This is a genomic window from Mycolicibacterium sp. XJ870 (assembly GCF_053483975.1).
Window position 1 is genome coordinate 360,629 of record NZ_JBEFTI010000001.1, and the last position, 16,600, is coordinate 377,228.

The 16,600-nt window shown below is 66.5% G+C and carries 14 protein-coding genes and 1 pseudogene; 5 read left to right on the plus strand and 10 right to left on the minus strand.

Translation table 11 applies throughout. From position 1 onward, the window contains the following. Positions 1 to 78: 78 nt before the first annotated feature. From ABQF30_RS01790 to ABQF30_RS01820, 7 genes are all read right to left on the minus strand, one after another. A complete protein-coding gene (locus ABQF30_RS01790) occupies positions 79 to 1,311 on the minus strand; it encodes an RNA polymerase sigma factor (protein ID WP_448460567.1) in 1,233 nt (410 codons plus the stop codon). 7 nt (positions 1,312 to 1,318) lie between these two features. Next, positions 1,319 to 2,014, minus strand: coding sequence for a YciI family protein (locus ABQF30_RS01795; protein WP_448460569.1), 696 nt, complete (start codon positions 2,012 to 2,014; stop codon positions 1,319 to 1,321). A gap of 92 nt (positions 2,015 to 2,106) precedes the next feature. Continuing rightward, positions 2,107 to 2,967, minus strand: a complete 861-nt coding sequence (locus ABQF30_RS01800; RefSeq protein WP_448460571.1) for a cyclopropane mycolic acid synthase family methyltransferase — start codon at positions 2,965 to 2,967, stop codon at positions 2,107 to 2,109. A 201-nt stretch (positions 2,968 to 3,168) separates the two neighbouring features. Continuing rightward, positions 3,169 to 4,041, minus strand: coding sequence for a cyclopropane mycolic acid synthase family methyltransferase (locus tag ABQF30_RS01805; protein ID WP_448460573.1), 873 nt, complete (start codon positions 4,039 to 4,041; stop codon positions 3,169 to 3,171). 156 nt (positions 4,042 to 4,197) lie between these two features. After that, positions 4,198 to 5,115: an alpha/beta fold hydrolase gene (locus ABQF30_RS01810; protein ID WP_448460575.1), complete on the minus strand. Its 918-nt coding sequence runs from the start codon at positions 5,113 to 5,115 to the stop codon at positions 4,198 to 4,200. Further along, positions 5,115 to 6,485, minus strand: a complete 1,371-nt coding sequence (locus tag ABQF30_RS01815; RefSeq protein ID WP_448460577.1) for an ABC1 kinase family protein — start codon at positions 6,483 to 6,485, stop codon at positions 5,115 to 5,117. The genes ABQF30_RS01810 and ABQF30_RS01815 overlap by 1 nt, the downstream gene beginning before the upstream one ends. A 52-nt stretch (positions 6,486 to 6,537) precedes the next feature. Beyond that, entirely contained in the window at positions 6,538 to 7,542 is a 1,005-nt protein-coding gene (locus tag ABQF30_RS01820) for an oxygenase MpaB family protein (protein ID WP_448460579.1), read from the minus strand. 77 nt (positions 7,543 to 7,619) lie between these two features. On the opposite strand from ABQF30_RS01820, the gene ABQF30_RS01825 reads away from it, so the two are divergent. Further along, positions 7,620 to 8,219: a TetR/AcrR family transcriptional regulator gene (locus ABQF30_RS01825; protein ID WP_448460581.1), complete on the plus strand. Its 600-nt coding sequence runs from the start codon at positions 7,620 to 7,622 to the stop codon at positions 8,217 to 8,219. On the opposite strand, the gene ABQF30_RS01830 is transcribed toward ABQF30_RS01825, so the two are convergent. Together ABQF30_RS01830 and ABQF30_RS01835 are read right to left on the minus strand one after the other, a co-directional pair. Next, positions 8,216 to 8,818, minus strand: a complete 603-nt coding sequence (locus tag ABQF30_RS01830) for a DinB family protein (RefSeq protein ID WP_448460582.1) — start codon at positions 8,816 to 8,818, stop codon at positions 8,216 to 8,218. The genes ABQF30_RS01825 and ABQF30_RS01830 overlap by 4 nt on opposite strands. A gap of 3 nt (positions 8,819 to 8,821) precedes the next feature. Beyond that, complete coding sequence (locus ABQF30_RS01835) at positions 8,822 to 9,346, minus strand: DinB family protein (protein ID WP_448460583.1); 525 nt, start codon at positions 9,344 to 9,346, stop codon at positions 8,822 to 8,824. 62 nt (positions 9,347 to 9,408) lie between these two features. Between ABQF30_RS01835 and ABQF30_RS01840 the strand changes: the two genes are divergently transcribed. Beyond that, positions 9,409 to 10,380 (plus strand): helix-turn-helix transcriptional regulator, encoded by a 972-nt coding sequence (locus ABQF30_RS01840; protein WP_448460585.1) that lies wholly within the window; start codon positions 9,409 to 9,411, stop codon positions 10,378 to 10,380. Here the strand turns inward: ABQF30_RS01840 and ABQF30_RS01845 are convergent. Beyond that, positions 10,373 to 10,920 (minus strand): annotated as a pseudogene (locus ABQF30_RS01845) (hypothetical protein). The gene ABQF30_RS01840 and the pseudogene ABQF30_RS01845 sit on opposite strands and share 8 nt — an antisense overlap. Positions 10,921 to 10,992: 72 nt before the next feature. On the opposite strand from ABQF30_RS01845, the gene ABQF30_RS01850 reads away from it, so the two are divergent. The 3 genes from ABQF30_RS01850 to ABQF30_RS01860 are packed head-to-tail and all read left to right on the plus strand — an operon-like array spanning position 10,993 to position 16,598. Beyond that, entirely contained in the window at positions 10,993 to 11,751 is a 759-nt protein-coding gene (locus ABQF30_RS01850) for an endonuclease/exonuclease/phosphatase family protein (RefSeq protein ID WP_448460587.1), read from the plus strand. A gap of 18 nt (positions 11,752 to 11,769) precedes the next feature. After that, positions 11,770 to 15,990 (plus strand): glycoside hydrolase family 38 N-terminal domain-containing protein, encoded by a 4,221-nt coding sequence (locus ABQF30_RS01855; protein WP_448460589.1) that lies wholly within the window; start codon positions 11,770 to 11,772, stop codon positions 15,988 to 15,990. Continuing rightward, entirely contained in the window at positions 15,987 to 16,598 is a 612-nt protein-coding gene (locus tag ABQF30_RS01860; RefSeq protein WP_448460590.1) for a DUF7158 domain-containing protein, read from the plus strand. Before ABQF30_RS01855 ends, ABQF30_RS01860 begins: the two co-directional genes overlap by 4 nt. Positions 16,599 to 16,600: the final 2 nt, after the last annotated feature.

The following is a 16,600-nucleotide window of genomic DNA, read 5'->3' on the forward strand; positions in this document are numbered from 1 at the left end:
CGGAGCCGACCATCGGCTATGCGGCGTAATCCTTCAGCCGAGTGGCCAGTTATGACACAAGATTCCCTGAATCACGTGTCATAACTGGCCATTCGGCGTTTCTGGGGTGAGCTCGGTGATGCGGCGGCGCAGGAACGCGGCGGCCGGCCCGGAGATGCCGTCGTGGTCCAACGCGACGCGGTACCAGTGCAGCGCCTCTCCGCGCCGTCCGGCACGGCGCAACAGGTCAGCGCGGATCGCTGCGGCGGTGTTCGACCGAGCCAGCCGGGGATCGTCGGCCACAGCGTCGAGCGCCGCGAGGCCGGCCGGGTAGCCGTCGCGGAAACCGACGGCCAAGGCCCGATTGACCCGCACCACCGGCGAGTCGAGCACCGCCAGCAGCCGATCGTAAGCCAGACAGATTGTCGCCCAGTCGGTTTCGCGCCAACTCGGGGCGGTCGCATGCAAAGCGGCGATCACCGCTTGCGGGAGGTAGGGTCCCGCCGCGCCCTCAGCGAGCCGCAATTGGTCCAGGCCCTGAGCGATCCGGCCGCGGTCCCAGCGGCCGCGGTCCTGTTCGTCGAGTGGTACCAGTGCGCCGTGGGCGTCGACGCGGGTCGTGCGCCGGGAATCATGCAGGAGCACGAGCGCCGCCAGGGCGTGCGCATCCCGATCACCGGGCAGCAGCGCGCACAGTTCCCGGGCCAGCCGCACGCCTTCGTCGCACAGCTCGTCGCGGATGGCCGAGGGGCCGCCGGTCGACCAGTAGCCCTCGGTGAACACCGAGTAGATGCAACTGAGCACGTGTGGCGTGCGCTCACCGAGCAGCTCGGCCGGCGGCACCCGCAACGGGATGTTGGCTTTACGGATCTTGTTCTTGGCCCGGGTGATTCGCTGACCTACCGCGGCCTCGGACTGCAGCAGCGCGCGGGCGATCTCGGTGACGGTGAGCCCGGAGATCAGCCGAAGTGTCAGCGCCAGTTGCGAGCTGCGGTCCAGAGCCGGGTGGGCGCAGGTGAACATCATCCGCAGCTCGTCGTCGCGCACCGGGTGGAGCTCCTGCTCATCGGGTATTCGGCTGGCCACGGCAGCGAATTCCTTTCCGGGGCGCAGGGATTCACGTCTCAGTCGGTCCAGTGCCCGGTTCCGGGCCGTGGTGGTCAACCAGGCGCCGGCGTTGGCGGGCACACCCTCGGCCGGCCACACCCGCAGCGCTTGGGCACAGGCTTCCTGGACAGCGTCTTCGGCGATCGTGAGGTCGCCTGACCAGCGGGCGATCGTGGCGACCACCGGACCCCACTCGCGCCGAAAGGCGCTGTCCAGCTCGGTCATTGAGCGACTACAGGCCCGCGACGTCCGACAACTGGCGGACCTCGATGGCGGACGCCGGAATCATCGACGCAAGCTTGACCGCCTCGTCGCGATCCGAGGCCCGCAACACGTAGAAGCCGTTGGCCACCTCGGCGCCTTCGACATACGGTCCGTCGGTGAGCGTCACCTTGCCGTCACGCACGCGCACGGTGGTCGCGGTGGATGGCGGATTCAGCGCTGCCCCAGCCAGAATGCGCTCACCGGCAGCCTTGCCGAACTCGACATGTGCGGACACGCTGCGGTTCCAGTCGTCGGAGTCGGGGATATTGACATCCTCCGGCCGCTCCAGCAACAGCGCCAGCCAGTCGTTACCGAGTGGGCCCTCGGGCGCGTTCCAAAACACCATCGGCCACACCTCGACGGCGCCGTATTGTGCGGCGGGGATGCCGCGGGCCAGAGCCAGTGCCTCGTCGAGGTTCTCGGCCTCGAACACGTAGTAACCGCAGGCGACCTCGGCGCTTTCGGGGAACGGTCCATCGGTGACCACCGGGGCATCCGGGCCACCCGCGATGCGAACGCCAATTGCGGTCGGCGCCAACGCGTCGCCCGCGCGGATCGCCGACGCCGCCGTGGCATGGAAAGCCTGGTAAGCGGCCGTCGCCTCGGCGCGCTTCTCAGGCGTGAGTTCTTGCTCCTGGCTGATCAGCAGGGCGAAGTAGTGCATCGTCGTCTCCTCCGGCTAGTGAATGGAACCCGGTTCGTTCCACTCTCTACCCATCCGACGAACAGCGCTGCCGCAATCCGACAGCTGATGTGCTACTTCTGCAGCGTGAACTGATGCACGCTGATGTGGCCGGACGCGAAGTACTTCTGGCAGCCGTTCAGGTACTTGTCATAGCGGTCGTAGACCTCTTGGCCCTGCAGCGCGATCGCCTCGTCCTTGTGTGCCTCGAGTGCGTCCGCCCAGATCTTGAGCGTCTTGACGTAGTGCGGACCGATCTCCTGCAGCTGGGTGAGCTTGAAGCCGGCTTCGGTCGCCTTTTCCTGCTCCATCGACACCGACGGCAGCCGACCGCCGGGGAAGATCTCGGTCATGATGAACCTGGCGAACCGGGCGTCTTCGAATGTCATTGACAGACCGAGTTCTTTGGCCCGCCGCAAGTCGAAGCCCGTAATGTTGTGCAGCAGCATCATGCCGTCATCGGGCAGTGCGTTGTAGGCCGTTTCGAAGAACGCCGGGTAGCGCTCGAAACCGAAATGCTCGAACGCGCCGATCGACACGATGCGATCGACCTTGTCGTCGAACTCTTCCCAGCCCTGCAGCCGCACCTCGACGTTGCGCTCGGTGGGGATCTTGGCGAGTTTTTCGATCGCGTACTCGCGCTGCACGCCACTCAGGGTCAGGCCGATGACGTTGACGTCGTACTTCTCGATGGCCCGCGCCATGCAGGCGCCCCAGCCGCAGCCGATATCCAGCAGCGTCATCCCCGGCTGCAGCCCCAACTTGCCCAGCGCCAGGTCGAATTTGGCAATCTGCGCCTCGTCGCCGGTCATGTCTTCGCGCTCGAAGTAACCGCAGGTATAGCCCATCGTTGGGCCTAGAAACAGCTCGTAAAATTCGTTCGAAATGTCGTAGATCGACTGCAGTTCTTCATATTTTGGCGTCAATTTTGACATGCTCGACTATGCTCCAACCCTCAGAGTTCTCCCCGCGAGTCGTCAGCCTACAACAGGTGCGTGGCGAAACGACTCGACGACCGTCAATGAAAAAACCCGCGGCAAACAAGTGTTGACGCGTGGCGTGCCCGCTTGGGCCGACCAGGCCTGCGGTAACCCGATATCGGCCCGGTTGCGCAGCGAAGGATGTAACGACACGGGCTACTTCTGCAGGGTGAACTGGTTGACGTCGATGTAGCCCACCCGGAATGCGTTCGCACATCCGGTCAAGTAGTGCATGTAGCGGTCGTACATCTCCTGGGACTGGATCCTGACCGCCTCGTCGTGGTGCTTCTGGAGGGCGGCCGACCACAGGTCGAGCGTGCGCGCATAGTGCAGCTGCAACGACTGTCTGCGGGTCAGCCGGAAGGACGAATGCGCTGCATGTTCCGTGACCATCTCGATCGACGGCAACCGTCCGCCGGGGAAGATCTCGGTGACCATGAACTTGACGAACCGGGCGAACTCGAACGACAGCGGCATCCCGCGCTCGATCATCTGCTGCGGCTTCAGGCCGGTGATCGTGTGCAGCAGCATCACCCCGTCGGACGGTAGTGCGTTGTAGGCGAAGCGGAAGAAGTCGTCGTAGCGGTCGTGGCCGAAGTGCTCGAACGCGCCGATCGAGACGATGCGGTCCACCGGCTCGTCGAACTCCTCCCAGCCGGCCAGCAGCACCCGCTTCTGCCGCGGGCTGTCTGCCCCAGCGAACACCTGCTCGACGTGTGCCTGCTGATTGCGGCTGAGTGTCAGCCCGACGACGTTGACGTCGTAGCGCTCGATTGCACGCATCATCGTCGCGCCCCAGCCACAGCCGACGTCGAGCAGCGTCATGCCCGGCTCTAGGCCCAGCTTGCCCAGCGCAAGATCGATCTTGGCGATCTGCGCTTCTTCGAGCGTCATGTCGTCGCGTTCGAAGTACGCGCAGCTGTAGGTCCGGGTCGGATCCAGGAAAAGGGCGAAGAATTCATCGGACAGGTCGTAGTGGGCCTGCACGTCGCCGAAATGCGGTTTCAGTTGTCCAGGTTGCTCAACCATCTGCTGCCTCTCTGGAAGACCGGAGAGCGGCACCAAGCCACCATTGACTCAGCCTGCCCCCCAGACTGCAGCACAGCGTAAACCGGGTTCGCTCAGCTACCGAGTGTTAGAGAGCGAGCAAAGGGGTCGGCAGAAAATTGACGTTGCTGATGCAAACTAGCGGGCGTTGGCGAAGTTCGTCTTGAGCTCACCGACGATCTCGTCCCACACCGGTTCGGGCAGCTCATGGCCCATGCCGTCGATCAGCACGAGCCGGGCATCGGTGATCGCGTCGGCGACCGCGCGGCCTCCGGCCGGCCGCATCAAACGGTCCGAACGGCCGTGGATCACCACGGTTGGCGCGGTTATCCGTTTGTCGTGGTGTCGCAGGCTGCCGCTGCCGAGAATTGCGCCGAAATGCCGGGCGATGCCCGCGGGGTAGTAGGCACGGTCGTAGAGTTCGGCGGCCTCGGCCCTGATGCGCTCTTCGGGTGTGGGGTAGCCGGGGCTGCCGTTGAGCTTGCTGATCCGAACGGCGTTGTCGATGATCGCCTCCCGGGTCGAATCGACCGGTGGGCCGGTGATCACCGACAGCAGTTGCTTGAAGCCGGGGGGCGGAAGGAACGCCTGGTTGTTGCTGGAGAAGATCACCGCGAGCGTCTTGGTGCGCGACGGGTGCTGCGACGCGAACACCTGGGCGATCATGCCGCCCATCGATCCGCCGACGATGTGTGCGCTGTCGATGCCGAGATGATCCAGCAGGGCCGCGGCGTCGTCGGCGATGTCTTCGAGGGTGTAGACCGAGGGGCTGCGCAGGCCAAGGAACGAGCGGGCCATGCGGATCGGCAGCGGGGAGTCGACGCGCTTGCCGGATAGCTTCGTGGACAGGCCGACGTCGCGATTGTCGTAGCGGATGACCCGCAGCCCCTGGTCGACGAGCTTCTCGCAGAAACCGGTGCGCCACAACAGCATCTGCGCGCCGAGGCCCATGATGAGCAGCACCGCCGGGTGGTTCGGGTCGCCCATGTCCTCGTAGTAGATATCTATCGGGTTATCGGAGTCGCCGGCTCTGGCTCGCCCGTTTCGCACCTGCACTACGCCTCGACTCCGTTCTTTTCGGCCTCGCTGTGCTCGCGGCTGACTTCGACCATGAAGTTGGCGAAATATCCGGTGAGCTGTGGATCGCTCATCATCTGCCAATTCGGCGCCAGCAGTTTCATGTACCGCTCGACGTAGAGAAACTGCTTGCCGATGAGTACCAGCTCGCGGGGCAGCTTGACGTCATAGGCGTCGGCCAGCGCGGAGAGCTGCTTGCCGATTTCCGCGTACGACATATCGCCGAGCGACTTCATGGTCAGGGGAGTAGCAAACGCTTCCAGATCCTTGGCCGCTTGGCCCTCGGGTTTCACAGTCCCCACCGCGCCCATCAGCACCACGATCTTGCCCGCCGCGGCGTGATCCTTCTTGACCAGCAGCGCGTGGACGAGCTCGCGCAGTAGCCACCGGGTGCGCGGATCGATACGGCCCATGATCCCGAAGTCGAAGAACACGATCTTGCCGTCGGCGTCGACGTAGAGATTTCCGGCGTGCAGGTCGCCGTGGAACAGCCCATGGCGCAGGCCGCCCTCGAACACGGAGAACAGCAGGGCCTTCACCAGCTCGGTGCCGTCGAATCCGGCCTTGCGGATGGCGGCCACGTCATCGATGCGGACGCCGGATATCCGCTCCATGGTCAGCACGCGCTGGCTCGTCAGGTCCCAGTACACCTGTGGAACCCGGATGTTCGCGCCCAACGGGGAGGAGTGCATGTGCGACACCCAGGCGTCCATCGACTGCGCCTCGAGGCGGAAGTCGAGTTCCTCGGCAAGGTTGTCGGCGAAGTCGGCGACCACATCCTGCGCCGAAAGCCGCCGGCCCAGCTTGGCCAGCTCGACGAGTTGGGCGCCACGCTTGAGGATTTGGAGGTCAGCGGCGACCCGGCGGCGGATGCCCGGCCGCTGGATCTTGACCACCACCTCTTCGCCGGTGTGCAGCGTGGCGAAGTGCACCTGGGCGATGGACGCCGAGGCGAACGGCTTGTCGTCGAAGCTCTTGAACAGGTTCGTCGGCTCGTCGCCGAGTTCCTCTTTGAAGAGTTGGTGCACTTCGTCGGCGTCGGCGGGTGGGACCCGGTCCAACAGGCTGCGGAACTCCCGGCTCAGCGGCTCGCCGAACGCACCCGGGCTCGACGCGATGATCTGGCCGAATTTGACGTATGTGGGGCCCAGGTCGGAGAAGGTTTGCGGGACCTGTTTGACGATCTTCTGTTGCAGGGATCCGCGGCCCAGGATGTTGGTCACGACACGGGCGCCGGTGCGCGTGATCTGCCAGCCCGTCGCGCCGATACGGGCGGCTTCGACCGGCAATGGCACCCGGTCGAGCTTGGCCACCTCGCGGTGTTTGGGTTTCGGCGGGGTAGTGCTCATAGCTGCAGTGTCTCAAAACCCGCGGTACTGCCGAAAATATGTGTGCTGCGTGTCACACCGGTGCGAAACTGTCTTCGATCTCGTCGCGGCTGAGTTCTCGGTCGCTGCCGAGCACATAGGTGGGTTCGGTGTGCGGCGCCAGCGAGGGGTCGACTCCGTCGACGACTCTTTTTTGGGCCTGCCGGAACTCCAGCGTGGTGCCCGCCGCGGTGTGCAGGCCGTTGATGATCGACCACACGAGTGCTCGTCGGCCCGCCCGTTCGATCGGGTTGGGATCGGTGTGCCCGATGAGCTGCTTGGCCCATTTCGGCATGGTGTCGCGGATGGCCCAGTCGACCGCACTCTGCGGCATCGGCAGGTTGGGCCCGGTGGCCATGGCCGCGCCGTGGGTCAGCGCAAGCTTCGGCAGGTAGGACTCCAGGCAGTCCAGCGTCTCGGCCTTGGTGGTCGGCAGGTCGGTGCCGCCGAGCGCATGCCCGACGCGGACGAACTCGCCGTAGTAGCGGTCAAGTTTCTTCCCGCGCAACGGGTTTGGATGATAAATCTCGTGGGCGGTGGCCAGGCCCCACACCACGGTGGCGTAATTCCAGCGCAGCCAGTCCGGATCGTCGGCATCGTAGGCGGCGCCGTCGGGGCGGACGCCCTTGATGGTGTGGTGCATGGACCGCACGGTTTTGGCGACCCGCTCGGCGGTCTCGGTGTTGCCGTACGCGGTGCCGATGAAGAAGGCGATGGAATGACCGAGCCGCACCGCCGCGCCCTTGGGGTCGATGACCGGGATGCCGTTCCCGTTCTCATCGCGCTTGACCAGCCGCGAGTGGTGCATGCCCATCCAGTAGATGGACGGGTCGAGGCGTTCGATGTACGCAGCGCACTGCAGACCGAAGATCAGTGCCTCGGTGTGGGAGTGCACGTGCCAGACCGCGCTGCCCGGTCCGAACCACCCCGGATCGCCGGCCGGACCGGCGAACTCCATGCCACGGAAGTAATGCTGACGGACGTCCTTGTCGAACTTCCGCTGGAGCATCTGCTCGAGGACTTGGTGCGGCATGTCCACCCCGGGACCCCTTTCTGGTTACGTGTGTAGCCACAATACATTTTGGATACGGGTGTGACCAGACATAGGCTGTAGCGATGTCGACCCCGACCCGGTGGGCCGGCGTGCCGCTGACGGACCGCCGCGCCGAACGCCGAGCGCTGCTCGTCGAAGCAGCGTTCCGGCTGTTCGGCGACGGTGGCGAAGCCGCGCTGTCGGTGCGCTCGATCTGCCGCGAATGCGGCCTGAACACGCGCTACTTCTACGAGAGCTTCGCCGACACCGACGATCTGCTCGGCGCGGTCTACGACGAGGTCAGTGCGCTACTGGCTGCCGATGTCGACGCCGCGATGGCCGGCGCCGGGGATTGCGTGCGGGCCAGGACAAGGGCAGGCATCGCGGCGGTGCTGGGATTCAGCTCGGTCGATCCGCGCCGCGGCCGGGTGCTGTTCACTGACGCGCACGCCAATCCGGTGCTTGCGGCCCGGCGCGCGGCGACGCAGGACCTGTTGCGGGAGGCGGTTTTGAGCGAGGGGGGCCGGCTCAATCCCGGGTCGGATCCAGTCGCCGCCCAGGTCGGCGCGGCCATGTATACCGGCGCGATGGCCGAGTTGGCCCAGCAGTGGTTGGCAGGCAACCTGGGCGACGATCTGGATGTTGTGGTGGATTACGCGCTGCGACTGGTGCTGGGCCGCTAAGCGCTTGCCGCCGGCCGCCAGCGTTTGATCCAATCGGTCTCCGGCCACTGCTCTTCGGCTGCCATCAACTCGTACATCGTTGCGCGGTCGATGGATTCGCGAATGATGTCGGCGTGGCCTGCGTGCCGGCTCAGTTCCTCGATGAGGTGCATTGCCGCCCAGCGCACCGACCAGTGCTCGATGTCCTTCGGAAACCAGGGCACGTCGGGTGGAACCGGAACCGGTGTGTCGAGGTCCTTCTCGGCGAATGCCCGCAGCGTCTCGGCGTTCTGCGCCTTGAGTGCGTCGAGCAGGTCGGCAAGCTTCTCGTCGTCGTGCATCGTGTACTGGTCGGCGTAGTCGGCCATCTGCTCTTCCATCGGCCGCGGATCGGGCGGCGGCATGGCGGGTGCGTGCTCGGCGCGCTCGGCCCAGCCCTTCTGGACCCCGGCGGCGTGCTTGATGAGACCGCCGATCGACAGGGCGCTCACCGACGGCGTCGAGCGGGCTTGTTCGTCGGTCAGGCCGTGGGCCACCGCGAAGAACGAGTTCTGTTGAAATGCCAAGAACTCCAACAGGGTCTGGCGTTCGTCGGCGGCGGGTGGGGGCATGCCTGGCATCGGTCAGTTCTCCTCGTTGTTGTGGCTGTGAGCGTAAAGATCTCGGATACAAGCGATTTCGGAGCCGTGGTGGATGACTTCCCGGTTGACGTGCAGGACGAGCTCGGCCATCGGGTGTTCGGCCCACGGGCCTTCGGCAGGTCCGACCGGTCGATCCAAATCATCCTCGCTCAGCGCCCGCGCCCCGTCGATCCAATTTCGGTAGGCGTCGTCGAGCTGGCGCAGCGCGGTGGCAGCGTCGGTGGCATACGGCCAGGACTGGTAGTCGGCGGGCGGGCCGCCGAAGTGTGAGTGGTTGCGCATCGCCAGGACGCCGACGATGACGTGGGCCAGCCGCCAGGCGATCGTGGTGAACGGGGCGGGCTGCGGCTCGGGGTAGACGAAGTCGATACCGCCGTCGGGATGAACCGTCCAGCAGTCCGGCACCGGCTGCCAGAAGTACTCGTCGTCGGTCAGGCCGTCCAGGCGGGGCCGCAATTGGTTTGTCCAGTGGTAATCCAACTGGTCAGCGATGAGCGCTATTTGCATGCCAAAACCTTCTCACCCTTATAGGACAGTTTTGATCCTAAGACTCGGGCAGACTTGGTGCCGTGTCCGAAACGACCAGCCGAGTGCTCCAGCTGCTCGGCCTGCTGCAATCACGCCGGGTGTGGTCAGGAGCTGAGCTCGCCCAGCGGCTCGGCGTCACCGGCCGCAGCGTGCGCCGCGACATCGAGCGGCTGCGTGACCTCGGCTATCCGGTGCATGCCAGCAAGGGCCACGGCGGTGGCTACCAGCTCGGCGCGGGTGCGGCGCTACCCCCGCTGCTGCTCGACCCCGACGAGGCGGTGGCGATGGCCGTGTGCCTGCGTCTGGCCGCGGGAGGCAGCGTCGCCGGGGTCGGGGAATCGGCGTTGCGGGCGTTGTCCAAGCTCGACCAGGTGATGCCGGCGCGACTGCGTTCCCAGGTGTCAGCCGTCCACGACGCGACCGTCACCCTGACCCCCAACACCTCGGACGCCCCGGTGGAACCCGACGTGCTGATGACCCTGGCCCGCGCCTGCCGCGACCACGAACACGTCACCGCCGGATACACCGATCTGCGGGGCAACGGCACACAACGTCGGCTGGAGCCCTACCAACTGGTGACCACCGGGCGGCGCTGGTATCTGCTGGCCTACGACCGGGACCGCGCCGATTGGCGCACACTGCGCCTGGACCGGATGGCCGACGTGCGTGCGCTCGGCAGTACCTTCGCGCCGCGCCAGGCGCCGGACGCCGCGGCCTACGTGCGACGCGCCATCAGCTCCTCGCCTTACCGCTATGTGGCGCGGGTGCGCTACCGGGCACCGCAAGAGGTTGTGGCGCAAATGTTTTCGCCCGCCTCGGCGACCGTGGAGGCCGACGGGCCCGACGCGTGCATCGTCACCGCGGGTGCCGATCACCCAGAACGCATGGTGCTCTATTTCGCCACTGTCGGCCACGAGTTCGAGGTGCTCGAACCGCCCGAAGTGGTCGCTGCCGTGCGCACGGTGGCCGAGCGATTGCAGGTCGCGTCTGCTCGCCGAGAGGACGTCAGGTGATGCCCAGGCGGTCGGTGAGTACCAGGAACGCGACCGCGAAATCGTTGTCGGCGGTCGCCGCCCGCACCCGGTGCCAGTCGACCCGCTCCCGCACCGCGCGCACGGCTGGCAGCAGGGCTGCGAAGTCACATGATGTTCGTTGAGCGAGCTCAGTTTCTCCGAGACCACCAGCGTCGGCGGCAACACCGGCATCCGGATCGCCAGCACGTCGAGCACGTCGGCGGATTCCAGCGTCGCGGTGTCCACCGGCACACCGTTGAGTTGGTAGAGCACATCGACGACGAATTCCTCGCCGGCATAACCTTTGAACAGCCAGTCCTCAGGTGTGCGGACGATCCGAAACCCGGCCTTCTGCAACGTCACCTCGGCCGCTTCGGCGTCGACCTCAGCCACAACGAAATCGACGTCGTGCACGGGTTCGGGCGCGCCGTACGCCCACAACGCATAACTGCCCGCGAGCGCGAACTCCGGCCCGTGTGTCTTGAAGGCCGAGGCAGCGCGTTTGAGCGCGTCCCGCAGTTCATCGTTTCGATCGAGCACATGCCATCCCGTCGGTGAGAGCGTGTTGTCGGCCGTGGCGTTGTCGCTGACTGCCGTGGGTACCTAGTACCCATGCGGATAGCGACTTTCAACATTCTGCACGGACGCAGCGTCCACGAGGGCGATGTTGACCTGGGCAGGCTCGCCGCGGCGGTCACCGAACTCGATGCGGACATCCTCGCGCTACAAGAGGTTGACCTGGATCAACCGCGTTCGGGGAAGGCCGATCTGACTGCCGTCGCCGCCGAGGCGATGAATGCCGTCCACCACCGATTCGTCGCCGCGATCTCGGGAACCCCCGGGGCCACCTGGATGGCGGCCACCGGAAGCGAACAACCCGGAACCGCGGCCTACGGCATCGCTCTGCTGTCGCGCTTTCCCGTGGAGAACTGGCAGGTGATGCGACTGCCGCGCATTCCGTTCAGATTTCCGATGTACCTGCCCGCAATTCGCCGGGTGCGGATAGTTCACGAGGAACCGCGCGCAGCCGTCGTCGCCCGCGTCGACACGCCGTTGGGACCGTTGACGGTGGCCAACACCCACCTGTCGTTCGTCCCCGGCTGGAACAAGGTGCAACTGCGTCAGTTGGTCCGGGACATGCGGGGCTTCCCCGGCCCGCGGCTGCTGGTCGGTGACCTCAACATGGGGCCGGGGCAACCGGCCCGATGGCGATCGCTCGGATCTGCGCCGACGTTCCCCGCCGATGTGCCGACCCGGCAACTCGACCACATCCTCACCGACGACCCAGCGTTGTCCGCGACGGAATGCTCGGCGCCGCATCTCCCGATTTCGGATCACCGCGCACTCGTCGTCGACATATCCGTGCCGTGACGCCGTAGGGTTTCTGAGGTGCAGGTCACATCAGCCGAGACGACGGAGTTGTTCGCCGGACCTGCCGATGAGCCCCGGCAGTTGGTCCGGGTGACCTACACCGGTTGCGCCGCACCGACGACGATGCGGGTCGACGGTGACGGGTTGTCCGGGGAGGCGCCGGTCTCGCCCGGGGACGGCGTCGTCGAGGTGCCGGTGGTGGTCGAGGCGCCCGTACCTGGCGAAGTTCGGCGCGCGCGAGCCGGGGAGATGGATTTCGAGTTCACCGTCGCCGAACCCGGCTGGACGATGTACATGATCAGCCACTTCCACTACGACCCGGTGTGGTGGAACACCCAGGCCGCCTACACCAGCGTGTGGACCGAGGACCCGCCCGGTCAGTGCCGGCAGACCCACAGCTTCGACCTGGTGCACGCGCATCTCGAAATGGCCCGCCGGGAACCGGTTTACAAGTTCGTGCTGGCCGAGGTGGACTACCTCAAGCCGTACTGGGACGCCCACCCGGAGGATCGCGACGACCTACGCCGATTCATCGCCGACGGCCGCGTCGAGATCATGGGCGGTGCCTACAACGAGCCCAACACCAACCTTACGAGCCCGGAAACCGCCATCCGGAACTTCGTGCACGGCATGGGTTTTCAGCGTGACGTACTGGGCGCCGACCCGGCGACGGCATGGCAGCTCGACGTGTTCGGCCACGACCCGCAATTTCCGGGCATGGCCGCCGACGTGGGCCTCACCTCCAGTTCGTGGGCGCGCGGCCCGCATCACCAGTGGGGCCCGATGCAGAACGACGGCGACCCCGAACGCATGCAATTCTCCAGCGAGTTCGAGTGGATCGCGCCGTCGGGCCGCGGCCTACTCACCCACTACATGCCCGCGCATTATTCGGCGGGGTGGTGGATGGATTCGTCGGCCTCGCTGGGCGAGGCAGAGGACGCCACCTATTCTCTGTTCACGAAATTGAAGCGGGTGGCGCTGACCCGCAATGTGCTGCTGCCGGTCGGTACCGATTACACGCCGCCGAACAAGTGGGTCACCCAGATCCATCGCGATTGGAACGCCCGGTACGCCTGGCCGAAGTTCGTGTGCGCGTTGCCCAGTGAGTTCTTCGGCGCGGTACGCGCCGAACTCGACGAGCGGGGGATCGCGCCGTCACCGCAGACGCGGGACATGAACCCGATCTACACCGGCAAGGACGTCTCTTATATCGACACCAAGCAGGCCAACCGGGCGGCAGAGGACGCCGTGTTGGACGCCGAACGGTTCGCGGTGTTCGCCGGCCTGCTCGGCGGGGCCGATTACCCGCAGGCGGCACTGGCCAAGGCGTGGGTGCAATTGGCCTACGGAGCCCATCACGACGCCATCACCGGTTCGGAATCCGACCAGGTCTACCTCGATCTGCTGACCGGCTGGCGCGACGCCTGGGAGCTGGGCACCACGGCCCGCGACAATGCGCTTGCGGTGTTGTCGGAGGCGGTCGGTGGGTTCGGCGGGAAGGAACGTAGCGACCCGGGGTTCGGTCCGGTTGTTGTATGGAACGCATTGGCGCACAACCGCACTGACATCGTCACCGTACACCTCGACGAGCCGTTCACCGGTGCGGTGGTCGACAGTGACGGTGTTGGGGTCCCCGTGCTGGTCGAGCACGGCGGCGCGACCGTGAGCTGGCTGGCACGCGACGTGCCGTCGCTGGGCTGGCGCTCGTATCGGTTCAGCACCGGTGAGGCGTCTGGTTGGGAACTTGTGCCCGGGGACAGCATTGCCAACGATCGTTACCGGCTGCGCGTCGACGCTACGCGCGGCGGTGCGGTGAGCTCGTTGGTGCGTGACGGTCGCGAACTCATCGCCGACGGCGCGGTGGGCAACGAACTTGCGGTGTACGACGAGTACTCGGCGCACCCCGAGGCCGGGGAAGGCCCATGGCACCTACTGCCCAAGGGGCCGGTGGTGTGCTCGTCGGCCCTGCCGGCCGACGAGGTGTCGTGCTACCGCAGTGCCCTGGGGCAGCGGGTGATCGTGCATGGCCGGATCGGCGAGCTGCTGCGCTACACCCAGACCATCACGCTGTGGGACGGCCTCGACCGGGTCGACTGCCGCACGGTGATCGACGAGTTCGTCGGGGAGGACCGGCTTCTGCGGTTGCGCTGGCCCTGCCCGGTGCCCGGGGCGCTCCCGGTCAGCGAGGTCGGTGACGCGGTCATCGGACGCGGCTTCGGACTCCTGCATGACACCGCGCACGCGAGGAACGATCAGGCGAAAGCCGCATCGGCTGTAGACGCGGCGCAGCACCCCTGGACGCTGGACAATCCCGCCTACGGCTGGTTCGGGCTGTCTTCGGCGGCGCGTATTCGCGTGGGAGCCGATGCAGTACGGGCGGTTTCGGTGGCCGAGGTGATCAGACCGGCGATCACGTCCGAATCTCGCGCGGATTCGGCGACGCGTGCGCTGATGGTCGCGTTGGTGCGGGCCGGGGTGACGGCCACGTGCAGCAGCGCGGACAAGCCCCGCTACGGCGACCTCACCGTCGACTCCAACCTGCCCGACACCAGGTTCGCGCTCGGCGGCCCGGACGAGAACTCGTTCACCGCAGCGGTTCTCGAAGAGGCAGGCGCCGCCTATTCCGACGAACTCAAACGGCAGCTCGATAAGACCGGTTCCGCCCGGGTGTGGGTCCCGGCCACTGCGCCGCTGGCCGAACAGTGGGTACCCGACGCCGATCTGCGTGCGGTGCGTGCCCTGCCGGTGCTGATCCTCGCCGGTGATCTCAGCGCGGTGATCGATGACCTGGCCGACGCCGAGATCGTCGTCACGCAGCGGGCACCGGCAGGATCGGAGCCGTTCGAGCCCCACACCGTCGCCGTGCTCAACCGGGGTGTACCCAGTTTCGCCGTCGATCCCGACGGCACCCTGCACACCTCCCTCCTGCGATCCTGCACCGGCTGGCCCTCAGGTACCTGGATCGACCCGCCGCGGCGCACCGCACCCGACGGCTCCAACTTCCAACTACAGCACTGGACACACACATTCGACTATGCGCTCGTCGCAGGCGACGGGGACTGGCGGGCGGTCGGTGTCGCGGCCCGCGCCGCCGAATTCAACCGGCCGCTGCTCGCCGTGCCCGTCGAGCAGGCCACCGCCGGTGGACTGCCGCCGTGGGGAGCGCTGTTGGAGATCGAGCCGGCCGGTACCGTGCAACTGGGCGCGTTGAAAGCGACGGGCAATCCGCTGGCTTCGGGCAGCGTGCGTGGTGTCGACCCGGCTGATGGAGTGACGGCGCGGTTGGTGGAAATCACCGGCAACGCAACGGATGTGAAGATCACGTCCGGGCTGCGGACGGTAGCAGCGGCGGCCGAGCTGAACCTGCTGGAGGAGCCGGCGGCCCAGCAGGCGGAGTCGGATTCACTGAGCCTGCACGGATTCCAGATCGCCACGGTGTCCACCCGGCTGAACCTGCCGAAGGTATTGCGTGCCGACCACCGCCTACTGGCGCCCGAGGCGGAGGCCGCCCAGCCGCTGTATGCCCGCTATTGGCTGCACAACCGCGGCCCCGCGCCATTGGGCGGGCTGCCGGCGGTGGCCCACCTCCACCCGGAAAACGTTACTGCCGAGCCTGATTCAGACGCTACTCTGCGCCTCACCGCGGCCAGTGACTGCACCGACGCCCCGCTGCACGGCAAGGTGCGGCTAGCGGTGCCGTCAGGCTGGGAAGCGCAGCCCGACGAACTTCCCTTCGTGCTGCCGCCCGACGAACATCTGGAAACCGAAGTGACGCTGAAGATTCCCGCGGGCGCCGAACCTGGGCTCTATCCGGTGCGTGCCGAACTCGCAGTGACGGGGGGCGACTCCGTGGCGCTGCCGCCGTCCTGGCGCCAGAGCGTCGAAGACGTCTGCATCATCACGCTCGGCGAACCATCCGGACAGGTCCTCAAACTGATGGGCGAACCCGCGCCGGTCGAAGTCAAAGCCGGTGACCGCGCAACGCTCTCGGTGACCGTCGGTACCGACGCCCGCGCGGGGTTGAGCGCAGAAGCCCATCTGATCAGCCCGTGGGGAACCTGGGAGTGGATGGGCCCCTCGGCCGTGGGCGTGGACCTGCCCGCGGGTGGTTCGCGCGAGATCGTTTTCGACATTGCTCCGCCCGTGTGGGTCGAACCCGGCGAATGGTGGGCGCTGATCCGGGTCGGCTGCGCCGGTCGGCTGATCTACTCGCCCGCGGTGAAGGTGACGGTGCGATGAACATCGCGGCGACGGTTGCGGGACGCCCGGTTTCGATCACAGAGATCGACGACCGGGAGGCCAGGTTGCGGGCCACCAACCTGGCGTCGGCGTTGCCGCGACCCGGTACCAGCGAAGGACGTCAGTTGCGGCGCTGGCTCACCCAGTTGGTGGTGGCCGAACGGGTGGTCGCCGCGGAAGCCGCCGCGCGTGGAGTGACCCCCACCAACGCCCCAACCGAGGACGAGGTGTTGCCGGATACCACGGCACGGCTGGAAATCGGCAGCGTCGCGGCTTCGGCACTGGCCGAGCCGCTGGCCCGAGCGGTCTACACCGAGGTCACCGCGACTATCGAGGTGGACGAGGAGGACGTCGTCGCTTACCATCTGCGCAATCCTCTGCGCTTTGCCGCCAAACCCGGTGCGGGCCAGCAGGGTTGGTTCGGCCGGCCGGTCGCGCCCACCCTCGATGAGGTTCGCGCCCGGATCGTCGAGCACCTGCTCGGCTCCGCCCGCAGACGCGCGTTCCGGCTGTGGCTCGACGCGCGCTGTGCGGCCCTCGTCGAACTTGCGCCCGGATACGAACATCCGGGCGATCCGCGACAGCCGGACAACACTCACAAGCACTGAAT

Coding starts and splice junctions, on each gene's coding strand:
- ABQF30_RS01790 (WP_448460567.1), bottom strand. CDS start 1,311: ATGACCGAGCTGGACAGCGCCTTTCGGCGCGAGTGGGGTCCGGTGGTC.
- ABQF30_RS01795 (WP_448460569.1), bottom strand. CDS start 2,014: ATGCACTACTTCGCCCTGCTGATCAGCCAGGAGCAAGAACTCACGCCT.
- ABQF30_RS01800 (WP_448460571.1), bottom strand. CDS start 2,967: ATGTCAAAATTGACGCCAAAATATGAAGAACTGCAGTCGATCTACGAC.
- ABQF30_RS01805 (WP_448460573.1), bottom strand. CDS start 4,041: ATGGTTGAGCAACCTGGACAACTGAAACCGCATTTCGGCGACGTGCAG.
- ABQF30_RS01815 (WP_448460577.1), bottom strand. CDS start 6,485: ATGAGCACTACCCCGCCGAAACCCAAACACCGCGAGGTGGCCAAGCTC.
- ABQF30_RS01825 (WP_448460581.1), top strand. CDS start 7,620: ATGTCGACCCCGACCCGGTGGGCCGGCGTGCCGCTGACGGACCGCCGC.
- ABQF30_RS01830 (WP_448460582.1), bottom strand. CDS start 8,818: ATGCCAGGCATGCCCCCACCCGCCGCCGACGAACGCCAGACCCTGTTG.
- ABQF30_RS01835 (WP_448460583.1), bottom strand. CDS start 9,346: ATGCAAATAGCGCTCATCGCTGACCAGTTGGATTACCACTGGACAAAC.
- ABQF30_RS01850 (WP_448460587.1), top strand. CDS start 10,993: ATGCGGATAGCGACTTTCAACATTCTGCACGGACGCAGCGTCCACGAG.
- ABQF30_RS01860 (WP_448460590.1), top strand. CDS start 15,987: ATGAACATCGCGGCGACGGTTGCGGGACGCCCGGTTTCGATCACAGAG.